The organism is Limnohabitans sp., from assembly GCF_017848645.1.
Taxonomy (GTDB): Bacteria; Pseudomonadota; Gammaproteobacteria; order Burkholderiales; family Burkholderiaceae_C; genus Limnohabitans_A.
This window is the reverse complement of record NZ_JAFEIF010000030.1, coordinates 1-17,779: the sequence shown is the minus strand read 5'-3', so window position 1 is coordinate 17,779 and position 17,779 is coordinate 1. Positions and strand designations below refer to the sequence as shown.

18 protein-coding genes are annotated in these 17,779 nt (G+C 61.0%); 8 read left to right on the top strand and 10 right to left on the bottom strand.

All coding sequences use genetic code 11. The annotated features are described in order from the left end of the window. Positions 1 to 158 precede the first annotated feature (158 nt). Positions 159 to 1,274: a fatty acid desaturase gene (locus QZ190_RS07340; protein ID WP_291915126.1), complete on the top strand. Its 1,116-nt coding sequence runs from the start codon at positions 159 to 161 to the stop codon at positions 1,272 to 1,274. 79 nt (positions 1,275 to 1,353) lie between these two features. On the opposite strand, the gene QZ190_RS07335 is transcribed toward QZ190_RS07340, so the two are convergent. The 6 genes from QZ190_RS07335 to QZ190_RS07310 all read right to left on the bottom strand — a co-directional run bounded on the left by QZ190_RS07335 (position 1,354) and on the right by QZ190_RS07310 (position 6,064). Beyond that, complete coding sequence (locus QZ190_RS07335) at positions 1,354 to 2,547, bottom strand: phosphoglycerate kinase (RefSeq protein ID WP_291915125.1); 1,194 nt, start codon at positions 2,545 to 2,547, stop codon at positions 1,354 to 1,356. A gap of 95 nt (positions 2,548 to 2,642) precedes the next feature. Then, on the bottom strand, positions 2,643 to 2,978 hold the full coding sequence (locus tag QZ190_RS07330) for an AzlD domain-containing protein (protein ID WP_291915124.1): 336 nt from the start codon (positions 2,976 to 2,978) through the stop codon (positions 2,643 to 2,645). Beyond that, a complete protein-coding gene (locus QZ190_RS07325; RefSeq protein ID WP_291915123.1) occupies positions 2,975 to 3,706 on the bottom strand; it encodes an AzlC family ABC transporter permease in 732 nt (243 codons plus the stop codon). The genes QZ190_RS07330 and QZ190_RS07325 overlap by 4 nt, the downstream gene beginning before the upstream one ends. After that, the gene (gene fmt / locus QZ190_RS07320) at positions 3,706 to 4,686 is read right to left on the bottom strand and encodes a methionyl-tRNA formyltransferase (protein WP_291915122.1); all 981 of its coding nucleotides are present in this window, start codon (positions 4,684 to 4,686) and stop codon (positions 3,706 to 3,708) included. The genes QZ190_RS07325 and fmt overlap by 1 nt, the downstream gene beginning before the upstream one ends. Positions 4,687 to 4,706: 20 nt before the next feature. Then, entirely contained in the window at positions 4,707 to 5,213 is a 507-nt protein-coding gene (gene def, locus QZ190_RS07315) for a peptide deformylase (RefSeq protein WP_291915121.1), read from the bottom strand. Positions 5,214 to 5,290: 77 nt separating this feature from the next. Continuing rightward, positions 5,291 to 6,064 carry an amidotransferase gene (locus QZ190_RS07310; RefSeq protein WP_291915120.1) on the bottom strand — a complete coding sequence of 258 codons (774 nt, stop codon included), beginning with the start codon at positions 6,062 to 6,064 and terminating at the stop codon, positions 5,291 to 5,293. A gap of 97 nt (positions 6,065 to 6,161) precedes the next feature. Here QZ190_RS07310 and dprA point away from each other — a divergent pair, with 97 nt between their 5' ends. Further along, on the top strand, positions 6,162 to 7,319 hold the full coding sequence (gene dprA / locus QZ190_RS07305; protein ID WP_291915119.1) for a DNA-processing protein DprA: 1,158 nt from the start codon (positions 6,162 to 6,164) through the stop codon (positions 7,317 to 7,319). Here dprA and QZ190_RS07300 read toward each other — a convergent pair. Next, on the bottom strand, positions 7,298 to 7,717 hold the full coding sequence (locus tag QZ190_RS07300; protein WP_291915118.1) for a DUF2304 domain-containing protein: 420 nt from the start codon (positions 7,715 to 7,717) through the stop codon (positions 7,298 to 7,300). The genes dprA and QZ190_RS07300 overlap by 22 nt on opposite strands. Next, positions 7,717 to 9,705, bottom strand: a complete 1,989-nt coding sequence (locus QZ190_RS07295) for a tetratricopeptide repeat protein (RefSeq protein ID WP_291915117.1) — start codon at positions 9,703 to 9,705, stop codon at positions 7,717 to 7,719. The genes QZ190_RS07300 and QZ190_RS07295 overlap by 1 nt, the downstream gene beginning before the upstream one ends. Positions 9,706 to 9,772: 67 nt before the next feature. Between QZ190_RS07295 and QZ190_RS07290 the strand changes: the two genes are divergently transcribed. From QZ190_RS07290 to QZ190_RS07270, 5 genes are all read left to right on the top strand, one after another. Beyond that, positions 9,773 to 10,456 carry a transglycosylase SLT domain-containing protein gene (locus QZ190_RS07290; RefSeq protein ID WP_291915116.1) on the top strand — a complete coding sequence of 228 codons (684 nt, stop codon included), beginning with the start codon at positions 9,773 to 9,775 and terminating at the stop codon, positions 10,454 to 10,456. A gap of 217 nt (positions 10,457 to 10,673) precedes the next feature. After that, on the top strand, positions 10,674 to 11,069 hold the full coding sequence (locus tag QZ190_RS07285) for a hypothetical protein (RefSeq protein ID WP_291915115.1): 396 nt from the start codon (positions 10,674 to 10,676) through the stop codon (positions 11,067 to 11,069). Positions 11,070 to 11,082: 13 nt separating this feature from the next. Further along, complete coding sequence (locus QZ190_RS07280; protein WP_291915114.1) at positions 11,083 to 12,384, top strand: PKD domain-containing protein; 1,302 nt, start codon at positions 11,083 to 11,085, stop codon at positions 12,382 to 12,384. Positions 12,385 to 12,588: 204 nt separating this feature from the next. Further along, complete coding sequence (locus QZ190_RS07275; RefSeq protein ID WP_291915113.1) at positions 12,589 to 13,428, top strand: hypothetical protein; 840 nt, start codon at positions 12,589 to 12,591, stop codon at positions 13,426 to 13,428. 142 nt (positions 13,429 to 13,570) lie between these two features. Next, positions 13,571 to 14,953: a S41 family peptidase gene (locus QZ190_RS07270; protein ID WP_291915112.1), complete on the top strand. Its 1,383-nt coding sequence runs from the start codon at positions 13,571 to 13,573 to the stop codon at positions 14,951 to 14,953. Here QZ190_RS07270 and QZ190_RS07265 read toward each other — a convergent pair. Then, positions 14,947 to 16,104 (bottom strand): VCBS repeat-containing protein, encoded by a 1,158-nt coding sequence (locus QZ190_RS07265; RefSeq protein ID WP_291915111.1) that lies wholly within the window; start codon positions 16,102 to 16,104, stop codon positions 14,947 to 14,949. The two genes, QZ190_RS07270 and QZ190_RS07265, sit on opposite strands and share 7 nt — an antisense overlap. Before the next feature lie 234 nt (positions 16,105 to 16,338). Here QZ190_RS07265 and QZ190_RS07260 point away from each other — a divergent pair, with 234 nt between their 5' ends. Continuing rightward, a complete protein-coding gene (locus QZ190_RS07260) occupies positions 16,339 to 17,106 on the top strand; it encodes a hypothetical protein (RefSeq protein ID WP_291915110.1) in 768 nt (255 codons plus the stop codon). Here QZ190_RS07260 and QZ190_RS07255 read toward each other — a convergent pair. Then, on the bottom strand, positions 17,088 to 17,779 hold a 692-nt coding region (locus QZ190_RS07255), incomplete at its 5' end, for a hypothetical protein (protein ID WP_291915109.1). The two genes, QZ190_RS07260 and QZ190_RS07255, sit on opposite strands and share 19 nt — an antisense overlap.

The following is a 17,779-nucleotide window of genomic DNA, read 5'->3' as shown; positions in this document are numbered from 1 at the left end:
AGCGACCACCCAATTGGAGTCATTTGACGACAAGTTACCGCCAGATCAAGCCCGTTGCCGGTCGTTCCCCTTGGCAATCCCCTTGAATTGATCTTTGTCAGCCCATTGAAACCCCAAGCCGACTAAACTCCACACTGAGCGATTTACATTCAAGCGTCATGACTGCCTTACATACTCCCAACGTCGATCAGCCCATCCCACTGGACCAAGCCCTGCCGCACCGCAAGACTTTGCGCGAGTGGTTGATCCCGCTGTCCGAGCGCAGCACCTCGCGCGCCTTTGTGTTGCTCGCTTTTGACTACGCCTTGTTTTTCGCCCTGATCACGGCCACCGTGATGCTCGAAGCCGTCTGGGCCAAACTGCTGTGTGGCATGGTGGCGGGCTTTGTGATCGGCCGCCTGTTCGTGATCGGTCACGACGCTTGCCACCAAAGCCTGACGCCCCACCGCGAGCTCAACAAAGTGTTGGGCCGCATCGCGTTTTTGCCCTCGCTCACCCCTTACAGCCTTTGGGACACCGGCCACAACGTGGTGCACCACGGCTACACCAACCTCAAAGGCGTGGACTTTGTCTGGACGCCCCTGACGGCCGAAGAGTTTGCCGGCCTGGGCTTTGGGCAGCGTCTGCTGCAGCGCGCTTACCGCAGCGGCTGGGCACCCGGTCTGTATTACATGATCGAAATCTGGTGGAAGCGCGAGTTCTTCCCCAACAAAACCCACATGCCCACGCGCCGCCCGATCTTCTTCAAGGACAGTCTGCTGGTCAGCGTGTTTGGCGTGCTCTGGATCGCCGCCATCGCCGCTGCGGCCGTCTACACCGGGCAGTCGGTCTGGCTGTCCTTGCTCATGGGCGTGCTGATCCCCTTCTTCTTCTGGAACACCATGATCGGCTTTGTGGTCTATGTGCACCACACCCACGTCAAGGTGTCCTGGCACGACAACAAGGCCGCCTGGACCAAGGCCGCGCCTTTTGTGTCGACCACCGTGCACCTGACCTTCCCGTTCAACATCGGCGGCATGATGCACCACATCATGGAGCACACCGCCCACCATGTGGACATGAGCATCCCGCTGTACCGATTGAAGCAAGCCCAGGCCAAGCTCGAAGAAATGCTGCCCGGCCGCATCATCGTGCAGCCCTTCTCCTGGAAGTGGTACTTCGAGACCGCCAAGAACTGCAAGATGTACGACTTCACCCGCGAATGCTGGACCGATTTCAAAGGCAACATGACCAGCCCGGTGCGCGGCAACCTGCCGCCTGCTGCACAAGCCTGATAGGTCATCGCTCCTCAACAAAAAACCCCGCCATGCGGGGTTTTTTTATGGGGGCTTGACCCTTAGGGCCATCCACCCCTCAGCCCGCAGCGCGCTTGGCCAAAATCTCAAAAGCGGGCAAGGTCTTGCCTTCCAGAATTTCCAGGAATGCGCCACCGCCTGTGGAGATGTAACCCACCTGGTCTTCGATGCCGTACTTGGCAATCGCGGCCAGCGTGTCGCCACCGCCCGCAATGCTGAAAGCGCTGGACTCGGCAATCGCTTGGGCGATCACCTTGGTCCCGTTTTCAAAAGCCGCAAACTCGAACACGCCCACTGGGCCGTTCCACACAATGGTGCCCGCCTGCTTGAGCTGGGCGGCCAGCTTGGCGGCGGTCTCTGGGCCGATGTCCAGGATCATGTCGTCGTCGGCCACGTCAGTGGCTTTCTTCACGGTGGCCACCGCATCGGCAGCAAAAGTCTTGGCAGTCACCACATCGGTCGGGATCGGCACTTCCGCACCACGGGCCTTCATGGCCTCGATCACCGCTTTGGCCTCGCCCACCAAATCCGCCTCGGCCAGGCTCTTGCCGATCTTCAGGCCCGCCGCCAGCATGAAGGTGTTGGCAATGCCGCCGCCCACGATGAGCTGGTCCACGTTTTGCGACAAGCTCTTCAAGATGGTCAGCTTGGTACTGACTTTGCTGCCCGCCACGATGGCGGCGAGCGGGCGCTTCGGGTTGGCCAGGGCCTTGCCAATCGCATCGATCTCGGCCGCCAGCAAAGGGCCAGCGCAAGCGATGGGCGCAAACTGGGCGATGCCATAGGTTGTGCCTTCGGCGCGGTGCGCGGTGCCAAAGGCATCGTTCACATAGATATTGCACAGCTGGGCCATTTGGCGGGCCAGCGCTTCGTTGTTCTTTTTCTCGCCCTTGTTGACGCGGCAGTTTTCGAGCAGCACCACTTGACCGGGTTCCACCGTCACACCACCGAGCCAGTTGGCAACCAAGGGCACTTCACGGCCCAGCAGCTCGCCCAGGCGCTTGGCCACCGGGGCCAGCGAGTCTTCGGGCTTGAACTCACCCTCGGTCGGGCGACCCAGGTGCGATGTCACCATCACGGCAGCACCAGCTGCCAGCGCCATCTGGATGCAGGGCACGCTGGCGCGGATGCGGGTGTCTTCGGTGATGCTGCCGTCATCGGCTTGTGGCACGTTCAGGTCGGCACGGATGAACACGCGTTGGCCAGCGGCTTGGCCGCTGGCGCACAGATCAGAAAAACGGATGACGTTCATGGTGTGAAAAAAAGTAGGTGGATCGAATTCATCAGGATTTTAAAAGCCCCAACCGACAGGGCCTGACGCAACCCAGGCCGCAAATGGGGGCTGTGTTACCAGCCCAGCCCCAGGCGCAAAGGCAGGTACACCGCCATGCCCGCCAGGATGGTGATCAGCACATCACGTCGCCAAAAGTAAGCAGCCACACCCACCACGGCCGCGTACAAACGGGCGTCTTGCCAAGTGCTGACCAACTCGCCCTGCACGGTGATGATTTCGGGAATGACCACGGCCGACAGCGCCGCAATGGGCGCGTACTGCAGACCGCGCTGCGCCCAGCCGGGCAATTGCCAGGACTGGCTGGAGATGAAAAAGAAACTGCGGGCCACCACCGTGACCACGGCCAGGCCCACGATGACCGCCAACGTCCACAGATCGGTTTCGTTCATGCTGCCGCCTTGGGTGCAGGCCGGATTTTCTCAACCGTCAGGCACAGGATCACCGCCACGGCAATCGCCACCACAATGTTGAGCTTGAGTGGCAGGTTGTAAGCAACCACTGCGGCCACACCCGCCACGGCGGCTGACAAGATGCGCATGCGCGAGCTGGCCAGCGAGCACTGGATGCCCAGCAGACACAAGATGCCCGCAAAGCCCAAGCCCCATTCGGGCGGGATGAGGTTGGCCAAGCCCACGCCCAGCAGGCTGGCCACGATCCAGCTGCCCCAGTTCAGGAAATAGTTGCCCGCCAGATAAGCCTCTTGCCCCGTGCGCTCGGCGTCGGTGGTGCCAGGCTGAGGGTAGTGCCGGGTGAACAGCACATAGGTGATGTCGGCCGTGAAGTAGCCGTGGCACATGCGCTGCCAGCGCGGCAGGTGCATCAGATAGGGCCGCAGGTGCAGGCTGAACACCACAAAGCGCAGGTTCACACAAAAACCGGTCGCCAAAATCACCCAGGCCGGAGCACCCGCCACCAGCAGCGGAATGGCCGCCAGTTGCGAGCTGCCCGCGAACACCAGCATGGTCATGGCCACAGCCTCGAACACGCTCATGCCCGACTTGACCATGGCCACCCCGGTCATCAGGCCCCAAGCAGCAACACCAGGCGCTTGCGGGGCCAGGTCGCGCAGGCCTTGCCAGAACTCGGCGCGGCGGTAGAGCGTGGGCCGGAAAAACATCAGGCCACCAAGCGCTGGCCGGGCTGCAAGGGGCAACCGCGCAAAAAGTCGGCCGCACCCAGCCGCTTGCCACCGGGGCGCTGCAACTGGGTCAGGCACAGCTGGCCCTCACCACAGGCCACACGCACGCCCGTCGCATCGGCGCTGAGGACAGTGCCGGGCTGGGCCGTATTTGCGGCAGTCTTCTCGGCCACCTCGGCCACGGCCACGGCCTGCCAGAGCTTGAGGGTTTCCACACCCGAGGCGGTGGCCAGCGGCACCGTCATGCCCGGAAACGGGTCAAACGCCCGGATGCGCCGAGCCAGCACGTCGGCGCTCAAAGCCCAATCGAGCGCGGCTTCGGCTTTGTCGATCTTGTATGCGTAGTTCACGCCCGCCAAGGGCTGAGGCTGGCGAGGCAAACTGTCCAACGAAGCCAGTGCCTGCACGATGGCTTGCCCGCCCAAATCGGCCAGGCGGTCATGCAGCACGGCGGTGGTGTCTTCAGGCGCAATGTCGCAGGGCAAGACCAGCAACATGTCGCCCGTGTCCAGGCCCGCGTCCATCTGCATGATGGTGATGCCGGTTTGTGTGTCGCCCGCCTCGATGGCCCGGTGGATGGGCGCCGCACCGCGCCAGCGCGGCAACAAAGAAGCGTGAATGTTCAGGCAACCCTTGGGCGGCAAGTCCAGCACCCACTGCGGCAGGATCAAGCCATACGCGGCCACGATCATGGCGTCGGCCTTGGCGTCCAGCAGGGTTTGGCGGGCAGCGGCGGCTTCTTCGGGGTATTTGCCATCCAGCCGCAAGCTGCGCGGCTGGGCCACGGGCACCTGGTGGTCCAAAGCCCATTGCTTGACTGGCGAAGGCTGCAGTTTCATGCCGCGCCCGGCGGGCCGGTCGGGTTGGGTCAGCACCAGAGCGATCTCGTGGCCTGCCGCGTGCAGGGCGGCCAGCGCCACCTGGGCAAACTCGGGCGTGCCCGCAAAAATCAAACGCATGAACGGTTCTTTAAAAGGAATCAGCGCCCGGCTTTTTGGGCTTTGACCATCTTGGTCTTGATGCGGCCTTGTTTGAGCGGCGAGAGGTACTCCACAAACACCTTGCCCATCAGGTGGTCCAGCTCATGCTGGATGCAAATGGCCAGCATGCCCTCGGCCTCGATCGTGCGGCTTTGGCCATCGCGGTCCATGGCCGTGACCTTGACTTGGGTGGCTCGCTCCACACCGTCGTAAATGCCGGGCACCGACAGGCAGCCCTCTTCGCCCTTGACGCGCTCGTCGTTCATCCAGGTGATCTCGGGGTTGATCAGCACCATCGGCTGGTTGCGCTCCTCAGACGTGTCGATCACCACCAGGCGCTCGTGCACGTCGATCTGCGAAGCGGCCAGGCCAATGCCACCGGCCTCGTACATGGTTTCAACCATGTCGTCGATCAGGGCGTGGATGCGGGCGTCCACCGCCTTCACAGGTGTGGCCACCTTGTGCAGGCGCGGGTCGGGGTAGCAAAGGATGGGTAACAGGGCCATGGTTCAAAAGCTCGAATGGAAAAAGCTCAAATGCAATACAGGTATTTTCGGTCATTTCGGCCCGAAGCCTGCCAGGCTCACTTCGAGAGTCCGTATTGCACGAAACGGATCATGAAACGCGCCAGCGCCAGGCCGTCGTGGGGCTCGCTCAGACTGCCGATGCTTTGCGCGTACAGCGGCTCCCCCAGCATGCTTTTTCGCTTGTTCAGCAAAAAGGCCGACACCTCGGGTGTGAACTCCGGGTGGGGCTGGATGCAAAACACCTGGTCCCCCAGCGCATAGGCCGCCACCGGGCAGTCGGGCTGCGTGGCGAGCAAAGTGGCCCCAGGCGGCAAGGCCAGCACCTGGTCCTGGTGGCTGGCCAGCAAGGCAAATTGGGTTACTTGGGGCCCTTGGGGCGCTTGCCCAGCTGCCAGCCCCAGGTGTTCGGGCGCACCCAGCCAGTCATAGGCCTGCCGCCCAACCCGCCACCCCCGGGGTGCCCGCTGCACGGGCGCACCCAGGCAATGCGCAATCAGCTGGTGGCCGAAACACACGCCCAGCAACTTGTGCTGGTCCTGCAGCAAACGCGTCACCTGCTCACGCAAAGCCACCACCCAAGCTTCGTCCGAAAAAGAGTCGGCGCGGCTACCGGTCAAGAGCACCGCGTCATAGGCCTCAAAACTGGCCGGGTAGTGCCCGTGACGCGCACTGAAAGTGTCGATGCGGCCCTGGTAGCCCGCTTGTGCAAACAAATGCTCGAACATCGCCGCCACCCGCGTGTAACGCTGAGCCAAGGGCGGATCCAGATCGTCGTTTTCGAGGATACACAGGCGCATGTGCGCGGTGGGGGATGGGGAAGGGCTCTGCATGGCGTGATTTTATGGACTTGGCGCAAACCGGGCTTTGAACCACAATGCTGGGCACAACAGGCATTCGACAGCCCATCAGGCTGCACAGGGAGGCAAGATGGTCAACACACCCGAGGAACTGGGCGCGTGGTTGCGGCTGGTGCTCACGCCCGGCGTGGGCCCCGAAAGCGCCCGGAGGCTGCTGGCAGCGTTTGGCGAGCCTCAGGCCATATTTGCGCAAACCGAGACCGCCTTGTGCCAAGTGGTCAACGCCAAACAAGCGCAGACGCTGCGCCTCATGCCCGATGGCTGCACCGACCTCACACTGGGCACCCTGGACTGGCTACAAGCCGCCAACGGCCCGGGCCGCTGCGTGATCACCCTGGGCGATGCCGACTACCCCGCCCCCCTGCTCGACATTCCCGACCCGCCGCTGATGCTCTATGCCATGGGCCAGACGGCCCAGCTGGCGACCTTGCGGGCCGATCAAGCTCTGGCCATGGTGGGCAGCCGCAACCCCACACCCCAAGGCGCAGAGAACGCCCGCGCCTTTGCCTGCAGCCTGGCCGCCAGCGGGCTGACCGTGGTCTCGGGCTTGGCGCTGGGGGTGGATGGTGCGGCCCATGAAGGTGCACTGCAGGGCGCAACAAAAGGACAACTGGCCACCATCGCCGTGGTGGGCACCGGGCTGGACCGGGTGTACCCGCGCCAGCACCGCGAGCTGGCGCACCGCATTGCGCAAAACGGGCTGATCCTGAGCGAATACCCGCTGGGCACCCCGCCGCTGTCGCCCAACTTTCCGCGCCGCAACCGCCTGATCTCCGGCCTGTCGCAGGCCACGTTGGTGGTCGAGGCTGCGCTGCAATCGGGCTCGCTCATCACCGCCAAACAAGCCCTGGAGCAAGGCCGCGACGTGATGGCCATCCCCGGCTCCATCCATTCGGCGCAAGCCAAAGGCTGCCACGCGCTCATCAAACAGGGGGCCAAACTGGTGGAGTCGGCGCAAGATGTGCTGGAAGAACTTCGCCTGCCCGCGCCCGACGCGCAACAGGCGCTGGACCTGCCAGCGCCAACGCAAGAAGATGCGCCGTCAGCCCACGACCCCGAACGCGCCCTGCTGCGCGCCATGGGCCACGACCCGGTCGGGCTGGACGCCCTGCAAGCGCGCTGCGGCTGGCCCACAGCGCAACTGCAGGCGCAACTTCTGGAGCTGGAATTGATGGGCCAGGTCGGACGGCTGCCGGGTGGGCTGTTTCAGCGCATGGGGTCGGCTTGAGGGGGGCTGCCGGAGCCCTCCCCAGTCACAGCCGCCACCGCCGATGCACCCGCCACTGGCTCTTGCCGGGCGTTGCCCAACTCCAGCATGGCAATGCGTTGGTTCAAACGGCGCAATTGCCGCTCCAGACGAGTCTGCATCATGTCCGCATAAAGCGCCTTGATGAACAACACCACCACCGCCCCCAGCAGCAGCGCGGCAGGGGCATAGCTGATGCCCACCAGCCGCGCAGCACTGTCAATCAAACCGGGCCACAAGCCCAGCAATGCGCCCAATGCTGCCACCACAATCCAGAACAAACCGTGGTGGATGTAGAGATGATCGCGCCTGAGCAGCACAAAAATCAGGGCCGCCAAGCCCAGGCCCAGCAGCGAGGTGGTGATTTGCAAAGCGGGCATCAGGGTTGGGCCTTGGGAGCAGCACCCGACAGCTGGCGTTCCAGGTGGCGGTAAGCGGGGTTATTCGGTTCAGCGCTCAAGGCGATGTTCAGGTCTTGCACACTGGCGGCCCGGTTGCCCATGTTGAAATAGGTCAGCGCTCGCGCATAGTGCGCCCCAGGAGTCGGGCGTTTGGCCAAGGCCTGGTTGAGCAAGCTCAAGGCACTGGCATAGTCCTTTTGGCCATTGTGGGCCATGACCAAACCAATCAGGTAGCGCTGCGCATCAGGTTGCGCGGCCACAATGACTTTGTAGTCGGCAATGGCGGTGGCGAAATCCTTTTGGGCCACGGCCGCTTCGGCGCGTCGCACCCGCGTGAAAAACGCCGCTTCAGGAGCCTGGGGCTTGGTCAAAGCCTGGCTAAAACTGTTCTGTGCTTGTTCAAAATTCCGGAGGGCAAAGTACGACTCGCCCCGGTGGTAATAAAGTGCCGCCTCGGTGAAGCCCTGGCGCTCGGCCTGCACCCATTGGTCCAGGGCTGCCTGGTGCTGCTTTTGCTGCTGCAAGGCCACACCCAGGTTCATTCGGGCCGAACCCAAAGGCTCACCCAGATTCACGGCAGAGCTGAACAAGCGCGTCGCCTCCACATAGTCGCCGCGCTCCAGAGAATCTGCGCCCTGGTTCAAAAACGGACGCCAGCGGCCCACGGCCTGGGCCGGCGCCTTGGTGTCAATCTTGGCCACCGCGTCGGCCCAGACACTGCGTGCGTTGTAAAAACTGTCGATGCGGCCCCAACTCAACACAGCCAGCACCAGACACACCATCACAGCCGTGATGATCTGGACTTTGCGCTGCGCATAGACCAAAGGGATGGCGATCAACAAAGGCACCGTGATGGACCACAAATAGCTGCGGTACAGCACAAAAGGGTCCTGAATCCAGACGGTGGTGAACTCAGTGACAAACATCAAGCCTGGCAGCAAAACCGCCAAAGCCGCCAGCGCCCAAGCGTCGCTGCGGCGCAAGACCACCACGGCACAACCCAACATGGCCAGCACATAAGCCACCGCCCCCAGGGCCTCAACACCCCAAAAGCCCAACGGAAACTGCGGGCGAATATCCACCGCCATGAAGCCGGGCAAAGGGATCCACCAGGTCATGCCATAGCGCCAAAACAGGCTGGCCTGGTTCCAGATGCTCAAGGCAAACAGGTCTTTGCTGATGCCCGGCTGGATCTGCTCGAGCTGCGCCGCGAAAGCCCGGGAGGTTTCATCGAACACCACCCCCACAATGCTGCCGTACACCTGCAGCAACAAAAGCGCTGACCCGCCCATCAAGGCCAAGGCCCCCACGCTGATGGCCAAGGCCTGCTTGACACCCGGGCGACGCACAAAAATATACAGCGGTGGCACCAAGAGCAAAGCACTGATCGCGTACTCTTTGGAGGCCAGCGCCAACACATACATCAAGGCCGCTGCCACATACCAGGCCCAGCGCCGCTGCTTCATACCCCAAACCAAGCACAAGCACGCCAGAACCACGAACAAAGTGGCCATCAGGATTGAGCGCTGAATCAGGTATGCCACCCCATAAACCGCCACCGGGTGAAATGCCCAAATGGCCGCCGCCATCTGGCTGGCCGTGCGCAGCGAATCCGCCGCATCGGGGCTGTTGCGCAAATGCTCGCTCCAGGTGGTGCTTTTGAGCAACTCATGCACCAACACCCCCAGCGCCAAAGCCGTGGCCCCATGTAGCGCCAGGTTGAACATGCGCTGCACCGGCCAGCTTTCGCCTAAAATCGACTGGATCCAGACAAAACTGCCATAAGACAAAGAGCGCACGCGCAGCTCCAGCAAGCTGCCGTATTGGCCCCAAATGGTGCCATCGCTCAACCTGGCATCGTCAAACACCAGCTGGTTTTTGAAGCCCGTGGCGTACAAAGCCAACAAGCACGCCAAGAGCGCCAGCACATAAACCCATGTGCTTTTGTGTGTGGATGAATGGAACATGTCAGAGCGTAGACGGTAAACACTTAGTTTAATGATAATTGTGAAGTGCTTTGAATCGATCATCGGGTTGCGCGCAATCCGTTGCCTGCTGAGCCTCAGCAGCGCAGCCTTGGCGCTGGGCTTGTTGTTGGCCGCCCCCGCGTCGGCACAGGTCTGGAAATACGTCGACGACCAAGGGGTTACCCACTTCACCAACGAACCCGTGGCACAGGGTTTGCTGATCATTGCAGCTGACCCCAAACCCGCCAACCGTGGCCCAGCAGATTTGGGTCCCTTGCCCGAAGACCAAGCCCTTCGCACGCTGAACTTCGTTGAGTCCCAAGCCAGCTACAAAGACACCCAGGCCCAACTCATGGCCGCTGCCCAAACCCATGGGCTGGACTACGCCCTGGTCAAAGCCGTCACCGCCACCGAATCCGCCTTCAATCCGAACGCCATCTCGCACAAAGGCGCTGTGGGCCTGATGCAAATCATGCCGGCCACCGCCGCCCAGTACGGCGTGCGCTCTGAACCCGGCGTCTCGGTGACCCAAAAACTCAAGGTGCCCGACGTCAACATCCAGGTCGGCACCCGATTGCTGGCTGACCTGTTTCGCCTCTACCCGGACCGCATCGACCTGGTACTGGCCGCCTACAACGCCGGCCAAGGCGCTGTCAGCCGCGCGGGTCACCAAATCCCCAACTTCCGCGAAACCCAGCATTACGTTCGCAAAGTACTGGCGGTTTACAAAGTTTTGAAGTCCAGAAGCTGACCCCCATCCGCCCGCGTTTATTCACAAGCGATCGGAGCTCGGGCGTGACACCCCTTTTTAACAACCATCGCGCACAGGGTGCGCTCCTGCAAGGACAGGCCCCGTTTTCGTAGGCGCCCACCCCGTGGGCGATCGGGCGTAGGCGCATCTCATTCAAGAAAAGGGCCGAGCTGCCGAATCATGAATGACCGCTTCACAAAGATCCGCAGGATGGCCTATGTCCCCCTTTAAAACCGCACTGTTGTTATTGACCGCTTCCTTGCTCAGCGGCTGCGCCAGCGTGCTCACCGGAGACAGCCAAGACATGCGGGTCACCACGTACTGTGGGCAACAAACCATTCCCGCCTCCTGTGTGGCGTCCAATTCCAAAGGCAGCTGGCCCTTTTTCAGCCCCGCCAACATCGTGGTGCAAAAAGACCGCTACAGTTTGACCATCAGCTGCAAAAGTCCTTATTTTGCGGAAGGTGTGGCCCATGTCCCTTCAACGCCCAACCCCATGGTCGCAGGCAATCTTGTATTTGGTGGCCTGATCGGTGCAGGCGTCGATATGGTCACGGGTGCAGGTTTTGCCTACAACTCGGTCGTCAACATTCATTACCCTTCTTGCCGTTGAAACGGCGACTGCTATGCCCAAACTCAGACTCATTTTCCTGACGTTCTCCATCTCCTTGCTGTCCGCCTGTGGGGGCGGAGGGGGCGGTTGTTCCGCCGGCTTTGGCGGTGCCATTGGCGGATCCGGTTTGTGTGACAAAAGCAGTCCAGACGCCGCTCCTTTGGCCGTGGCCGGTGCCGATCAAAGCGTGCTGGTGGGCTCCACCGTCACGCTCGACGGCAGCAACAGCCGTGACCCCGACGGCAAACCCCTCACCTACCTTTGGACATTGCGCAACAAACCGACAGGCAGTACAGCGGCGCTTTCTTCCAATACGGCGTCCTTGCCCACTTTTGTCGCCGACAAAGCTGGCGTTTACGTGGCCCAATTGGTCGTCAACGACGGCGGCAAAAGCAGCGCCCTGGCATTTATCACCATCACGACGGCCGAGCAAAATGCTGCCCCCGTTGCCAACGCAGGCCGGAACCAGAGCGTTCGTGTCAGCAGCGAAGACAATGTCGAGCTCGATGGCAGCTTTAGCTCAGACGCCAACCGCGACCCACTCGTCTACACTTGGAAATTAGAATCGATTCCCAGCGGCAGCACTGCGGCCCTGTCCTCCACCAGCGCCGTACGCCCCACCTTCAAAGCAGACAAAGCTGGCAGTTATGTGGCCAGCCTCATCGTGTCCGACGGCTCGCAGATCAGCAATTTCGCCACGGTTACCGTCACCGCATCGGCTGTGAACTCTACCCCCACGGCGCGCATTGGCGCCGTAGCGCCAGTGGCTGCGGGCAAAACCATCACCCTCGACGGAGGCGCCAGCTCCGATCCCGATCGCGACCCCTTGACCTACACATGGGTCCTGATCAGCCAGCCCACAGGATCCAGCGAGACGCTGTCCAGCACCTCCATCGCCAAACCCACGCTGCAGGTATCGACGGCAGGTAACTACGTGGCCAGCTTGGTCGTCAACGACGGCACCGCCAACAGCGACTACGCTTTCATCACCATCACCGCCATGGATGCACCTGTGGCCATTGCCCAGTTGACCGACGGCACCACACCTATCACAGGAAACATCCCCTTGGGTACTGTGCTGACCCTGGATGCCAGCAAGTCCACAGACCCTGCCAAAGCTGCATTGACGTACAAATGGCGACTGACCACCGCACCGTCGGCCAACACTGCCGCCATCGCCTCCGAGGCCGCCGCCAAAGCCAGTTTCACCCCCACCGAGATTGGCGACTATGTCATCACCCTGGTCGTGAGCAACGCCGCAGCCGACAGCAAATTGGTGACTTTGTTGCTCAAGGTGGTCGCGGCAGTACCCTGAAGAGCCAATCGTCAATCCAACCCCTGATAACGCACCACGCCCCCAAAAGGAGGTCTGGAAAAATGAATCTCATGCTAATATTTATGTACTTAGTATTCATTTTTTCCAGACCGGCCCATTCGAAACTCCCTTGCCAAAGCGCTTTTCATTGCATTCTTAACACCTGCAGCATGGGCTCAAGGCTTTATTGAAAACCCACCCAATTTGGGCACAGAATCCGGTATTGGCGTCATCTCCGGATTCCACTGCTCCTCACGTGACATCAGCTTTCGAATCAATGGCAACAGCATAGGCAAAGCCGGGGCGGGGACAGATCGCGGCGATACCCAGCAGCTGTGCGGACGCACCGACACAGGTTTTTCACTGCTTTTCAACTTCAACCTGCTGGCACCTGGCACACACAGCTTGAGCATGTATGCCGACGGGCAACTTATCGAAACCCGCAGTTTCAAATCCACCCGATCTTCAGGCGAGGTGTACGCCCAAGGCAAGAGCAAAAAAATCCTGGTCTCGGACTTTCCCCAAACTGGAGAAAAAGCGATCCTCGAATGGGTTACTTCCAAACAGTCCTTTGTCATCACAGACGCTGGGCCTTACGCAGCTGCCAACCATGCCTGCGACTCAACGTCCTCTCTCCATGGCATTTGGGATATTGACGGCACACGCTTTTCTCTGCACCGCGACAACATGCTGCGCATGGACGACCCCAAGTCCCCTGCACCTTGCACCATCCCCGCCACTGAAAGCAATAGCTTTGACAGTTATGCCGCAAGCTACAGTGCCGAACTGCAAGAATATATGTTTCTCAAATTTGGCAGCGTGACGGGTGTCGCTTATTTCATGGAGCCTGTTGCTGACAAACCCAACGAGTTAAAAGGCTACAAGACCAACTTCTGGATCCGCGACTTCAGCATGTACGGGGGGACAACACCCGTAACAGCCCGACGCACATCAACGAACGTACGCGCCACACTCCATGACTCACCCAACACCAGCAACACGCTCCTCAGAGCAACAGAGGCATTGGGCTCCTTAGGCCGCTAAGCTGCCCCTGCACTTCAGTGCAAGCTCATGGCAGCTCAAAAAAATTTATTCCAAACCAGGCACAAGCTGTGCCACATTTGCCTTCATGGACCATCGCCCACTTTCGCCAAGACGCCTTCTGGCCACTTGCACGTTTTTCGTCTTGGTTCTGCAAGGCTGCGGCGGCTCCAGCGGCTCCAGCAGTGGCGAGCAAGCTGCCTCAGGCCCGGGTTATTTTGATGCGCCTTTTGCCAGCGCCTCCAGCCTGACTGGCCAGTGCACCGCTACCCAGGAAAAGAAATTCATCCGCTCTTACCTCGACGAGGTTTATCTCTGGCCAGACCAGATCCAGCGGCGCGATGCCTTCGCCTACGACACACCGGCTGACTACTTCAGCGCCATCCTCGCGCCCCCTTCAATCGACCGATTCAGCTTCAGCAGCACCAGCGACGAAGCCGACGCCCGGGAAACCGCTGAAACCTTCGATGTCGGCATCCATTGGGTCAACACTGGCACCAAGTCAGATCCGCTTTGGCGCATTGCCCGCGTCGAAACCAACTCCCCAGCGCAAAACGCTGGCCTTCGCAGAGGCGACACACTGTTCGGCCGCATCAACACCAACCTGTACAGCGCATCCGTACAACCCCTCTATTACGACTTCAGTTTTTTGAGAAACGGCCTGCTGCTGCGTGCCGACCTGCGCCCAGCCCCCATCTTCGAAGACCCGGTTGGCCCTGCGCTCCAGATCACCGCCAACAAACGCCAAATCGGGTACATCGCCTTTGAAGCCCATTACGGCAACGCCCAAGACCAGCTCATCAGCGCCTTCCAGCAAATGGCCCAAGCGGGTGTTTCAGACCTGGTGCTGGACATGCGTTACAACAGCGGCGGCTACCTCTACATTGCCGGCACACTGGCCTCCATGTTGACCCCCTCACCCACTTTGGCCACGCGCCCCGTGTTTGTCCGACTCCAACCCAACGCAAAGCTCGCCACCAGCTACCAAGATGCCGTGCTTCGCATGTCGCCCCAGCTGCAGTACGTCGACAACAACGCCTTCTTTAAAGCTGGCACAGCACTGCCGCAACTCCCCCTCCAACGCGTCTATGTGCTCACCACCGGCACCACCTGTTCGGCCAGCGAAAGCCTGATCAACGGGCTGCGGGGCGTGGGTGTCACCGTCCACATCATCGGTGACACCACTTGCGGCAAACCTTACGGCATGGCCCGGCAAGACAACTGCGGCACAGCCTACTACCCCATCGAATTCCGGGGGGTCAACGCACGCGGCGAAAGCGACTTTGCCAACGGCTTCACGCCCACCTGCACCGTGCCAGACGATCTCGACCACGCACGCGGTGACGCCCAAGAGGCACAACTCAAAGCCGCTCTGACCCACATGGAAACGGGCTCTTGCCCAGCCAGCAATCTGGTCGCAGCGCGTTCGGCGGCCACGACCCAAATGTCAACCCGTCCATCGGGCTCAGGTTACACACCCCCACAACGCCAGCGTCCGGGCATGGCCATCCTCCAGCCGGCTCACTGAGGCACGCTGACCCCCACCGACGCATCCTCCGAGGTCATCACGGCGCGCCCATTGACCACGGCAGGAATCAGCCAAGCAAACCAGGGCGCATTGCGCTGAAGCCAGGGCGTCGTGGACACCAATCCAGGCCAAGTGATTTTCTGAATCGTCCTGCTTTGATAGAACGTCCCATCGCCACCCGATGTGCGCAAAGCCCACAAGCTGCGTGATGCCCCCGTGCCTGTGACTGCAAAATCCAGCACCACGCTCTCGCCAGCCACCGCAGGCAATGTGATCGGTGCCACTTGAGCGAACTGGTTGTCTCCGGGGTTGATGAGCAGCGTGGTGGTGGTGCCGCCCCACTCATGCCCCCCCACCGCCACATCCAAACGACCGTCTTCATTGACGTCCAGCAGCTCCACGGTATAGAGCCCTTTTTCTCTCAAACTCGCCGGAAAACGGGCGCGAGATTCTCTTTCAAAAACACCGTTACCCTTGTTGATCAAGGCATAGACCACCGCCGCATCCGAGCTGTTTGTCACCACCACATCGGGCAGGCCATCGCCGTTCAAATCAGCCGCCGAGGCCGAATGGAAAAACCCCACATCCGCACCCGCAGGCTTGACCAGGTAGCGTCCATTGGCTTGACTCAGCACCACCCAATTGCGCTCTCCAGGATAAGGGTCTGCGTCGTACCCATGGCAGGCCAAAAACACATCCGGTCGCTGGTCGGCATTGAAGTCAGCCACAATGGCTCGGCGGGGGTGAATACAGCCCAGAGCCGATGACAACATCACCTCATCGCGCTCGAAACTCCCATCGGCTTGCTTGCGCCAAAACTCCAGTCGGCTGGGCGTGGCATTTTGCACAGGTCGGCGGGGGTCATAGGTCAAAGAAGCGGTGAACAGATCCAGCCGCCCTTGCCCAGAAAAATCAGCATACGCACGCACCACCCCCACCCCTGTTCGACCTGCTGGCAAATCCTGAGGCGTCAAGCCCACGGCTTTGAAGTTTTGGTACGAGGTGGGCAACACCGGCTTGGGCGTGGCGGCACCAGCGGGCGCTGACACCACAGACCCATCTTGAGCCAGGACAGCCACCGAGCCGACATTGCCACCGCCCCCACAGGCGGCAAGCAACAGGGCTACAGAAGTCGCAAACAACAGGTTCACATCAAGACTTTCATAAAAGTTTTCAAGACCTTTTACACAGCGACACGCTGCACTCGGAAACTTCAAGAAAAGCACTCAACAGTGTGCGCTCAGCCCAGAACTTTCGAGGTCATCCGTCGACAATCTGTTGATTATTACGATAATATCAATAAATATAATATCAACAACAGTATCACTTAAACATCCAACGGGCCAACCATCTTCTCAACACACTACAAATAACCAAGGATTCACATGAAACTCCGTACTTTTATAGCTGCCAGCTTGTCTGCTTTGCTGGTTTTTTCGTTGACCGCTTGCGGTGGGGGTGGCGGATCAAGCACCGCATCGACCACCGGCACCACAAACCCAGCTGGGGGCAGCGGCAACCCCGGACCCACAGTGGGCACATGGCAAGGCCCATACGCCACCAACTACAACACCCGCGTGGTCGTGCTCAACACAGGTGAGACCTTTGGGCTTTATGAGACAGGAACAAGCATCATTGGCGCACTTTACGGGGACATGAAAAGTGATGGCGGCAAAGTCAGCGGCTTCTTGAATGACTTTGTCTTCAGCAGCACCACCATGAGCAACGCCAACCTCACGGGCAACGCAACTGCAGAAAAATCCATGCTGATCAACCGTGGCGCGCAACGCCTTGACCTGAGTTTCGCCACCAACCTGCAAAACCCCATCAGTGTGGCCTCTCTCGCAGGCACCTATTCGGGCCGCGGCAGCAGCAGCTTCAGCCCACCCAACAACAGCACACTGACCATCTCCGCCAACGGGACCATCGAACTGCCACAACCCGTTTGCAGCGCCAGCGGCAGCATCAGCCCACACCCCAATGGCCAAAACGTGTTTGCCCTGAACCTGACCATCACAGGCAACAACTGCGGCCGCCGTGGCAACACCCTCTCGGGCGTGGCCTACCTGGACCCCAACAACCAGCGCATGTTTGTATTGGGACTCAACGGTGCCCGCACAGATGGGGCCTTTTTCTACGGCCTGCGTAACTGATCACACGCCTCAGGGCCGCGAACCACAAACCGGGCGTGGCTTTGCCCTGCCGTCGCGCCCCGGCTGAAATCCGCACCCGTTGCGATGTCACAAGCCGAGGCATCCTCAAACCACCCCAGCGACCGGTCGGTAGCGGCCCCCAAGCCACTGGCGTGGCTCAGGCTGTACTCATCATCGCCCTGCCCGCTGGCCCAAAACACCCCCGCCGCCTGGTGAGCGGCAGCGCCCAGGGCGTACCAAGCGGCCTCGTGCCGGTTGCGGCCACCGGCATCGATCAGCACACCCAAGCCCTGCTGAAAGCCCACCCCCTGCGCAAACACCTGCGCCGTGTAATGGTCATCGCCTGCCAAGTCCACCAGCAGGCCCATACCGCCGGGCACATCCGGATCGCCACTGCGGCCACGCCAGCCCCGGCCCGCACCTTGCCCCATGGAGGCATTGCGCTCGGGCAATTGCGACGACGCCTGCACCACGCGCGTGTTGGCCAGCTCATACCGGTCATTGCCCCCCGCGTTGATCAACCAGGCGGCCCCGCCCGGCCCGGCACTGCCTTGGGCGTGCGTCAGGGCGGTCAGCGTGTCGTCTGCTGAACCCGCCCACAACAGACCCAAACCTTCCAGGGCAAAGCCTTGTGCATGGCCTGTGGCTTCGAAACGACTGCCCGGTGCAGGGC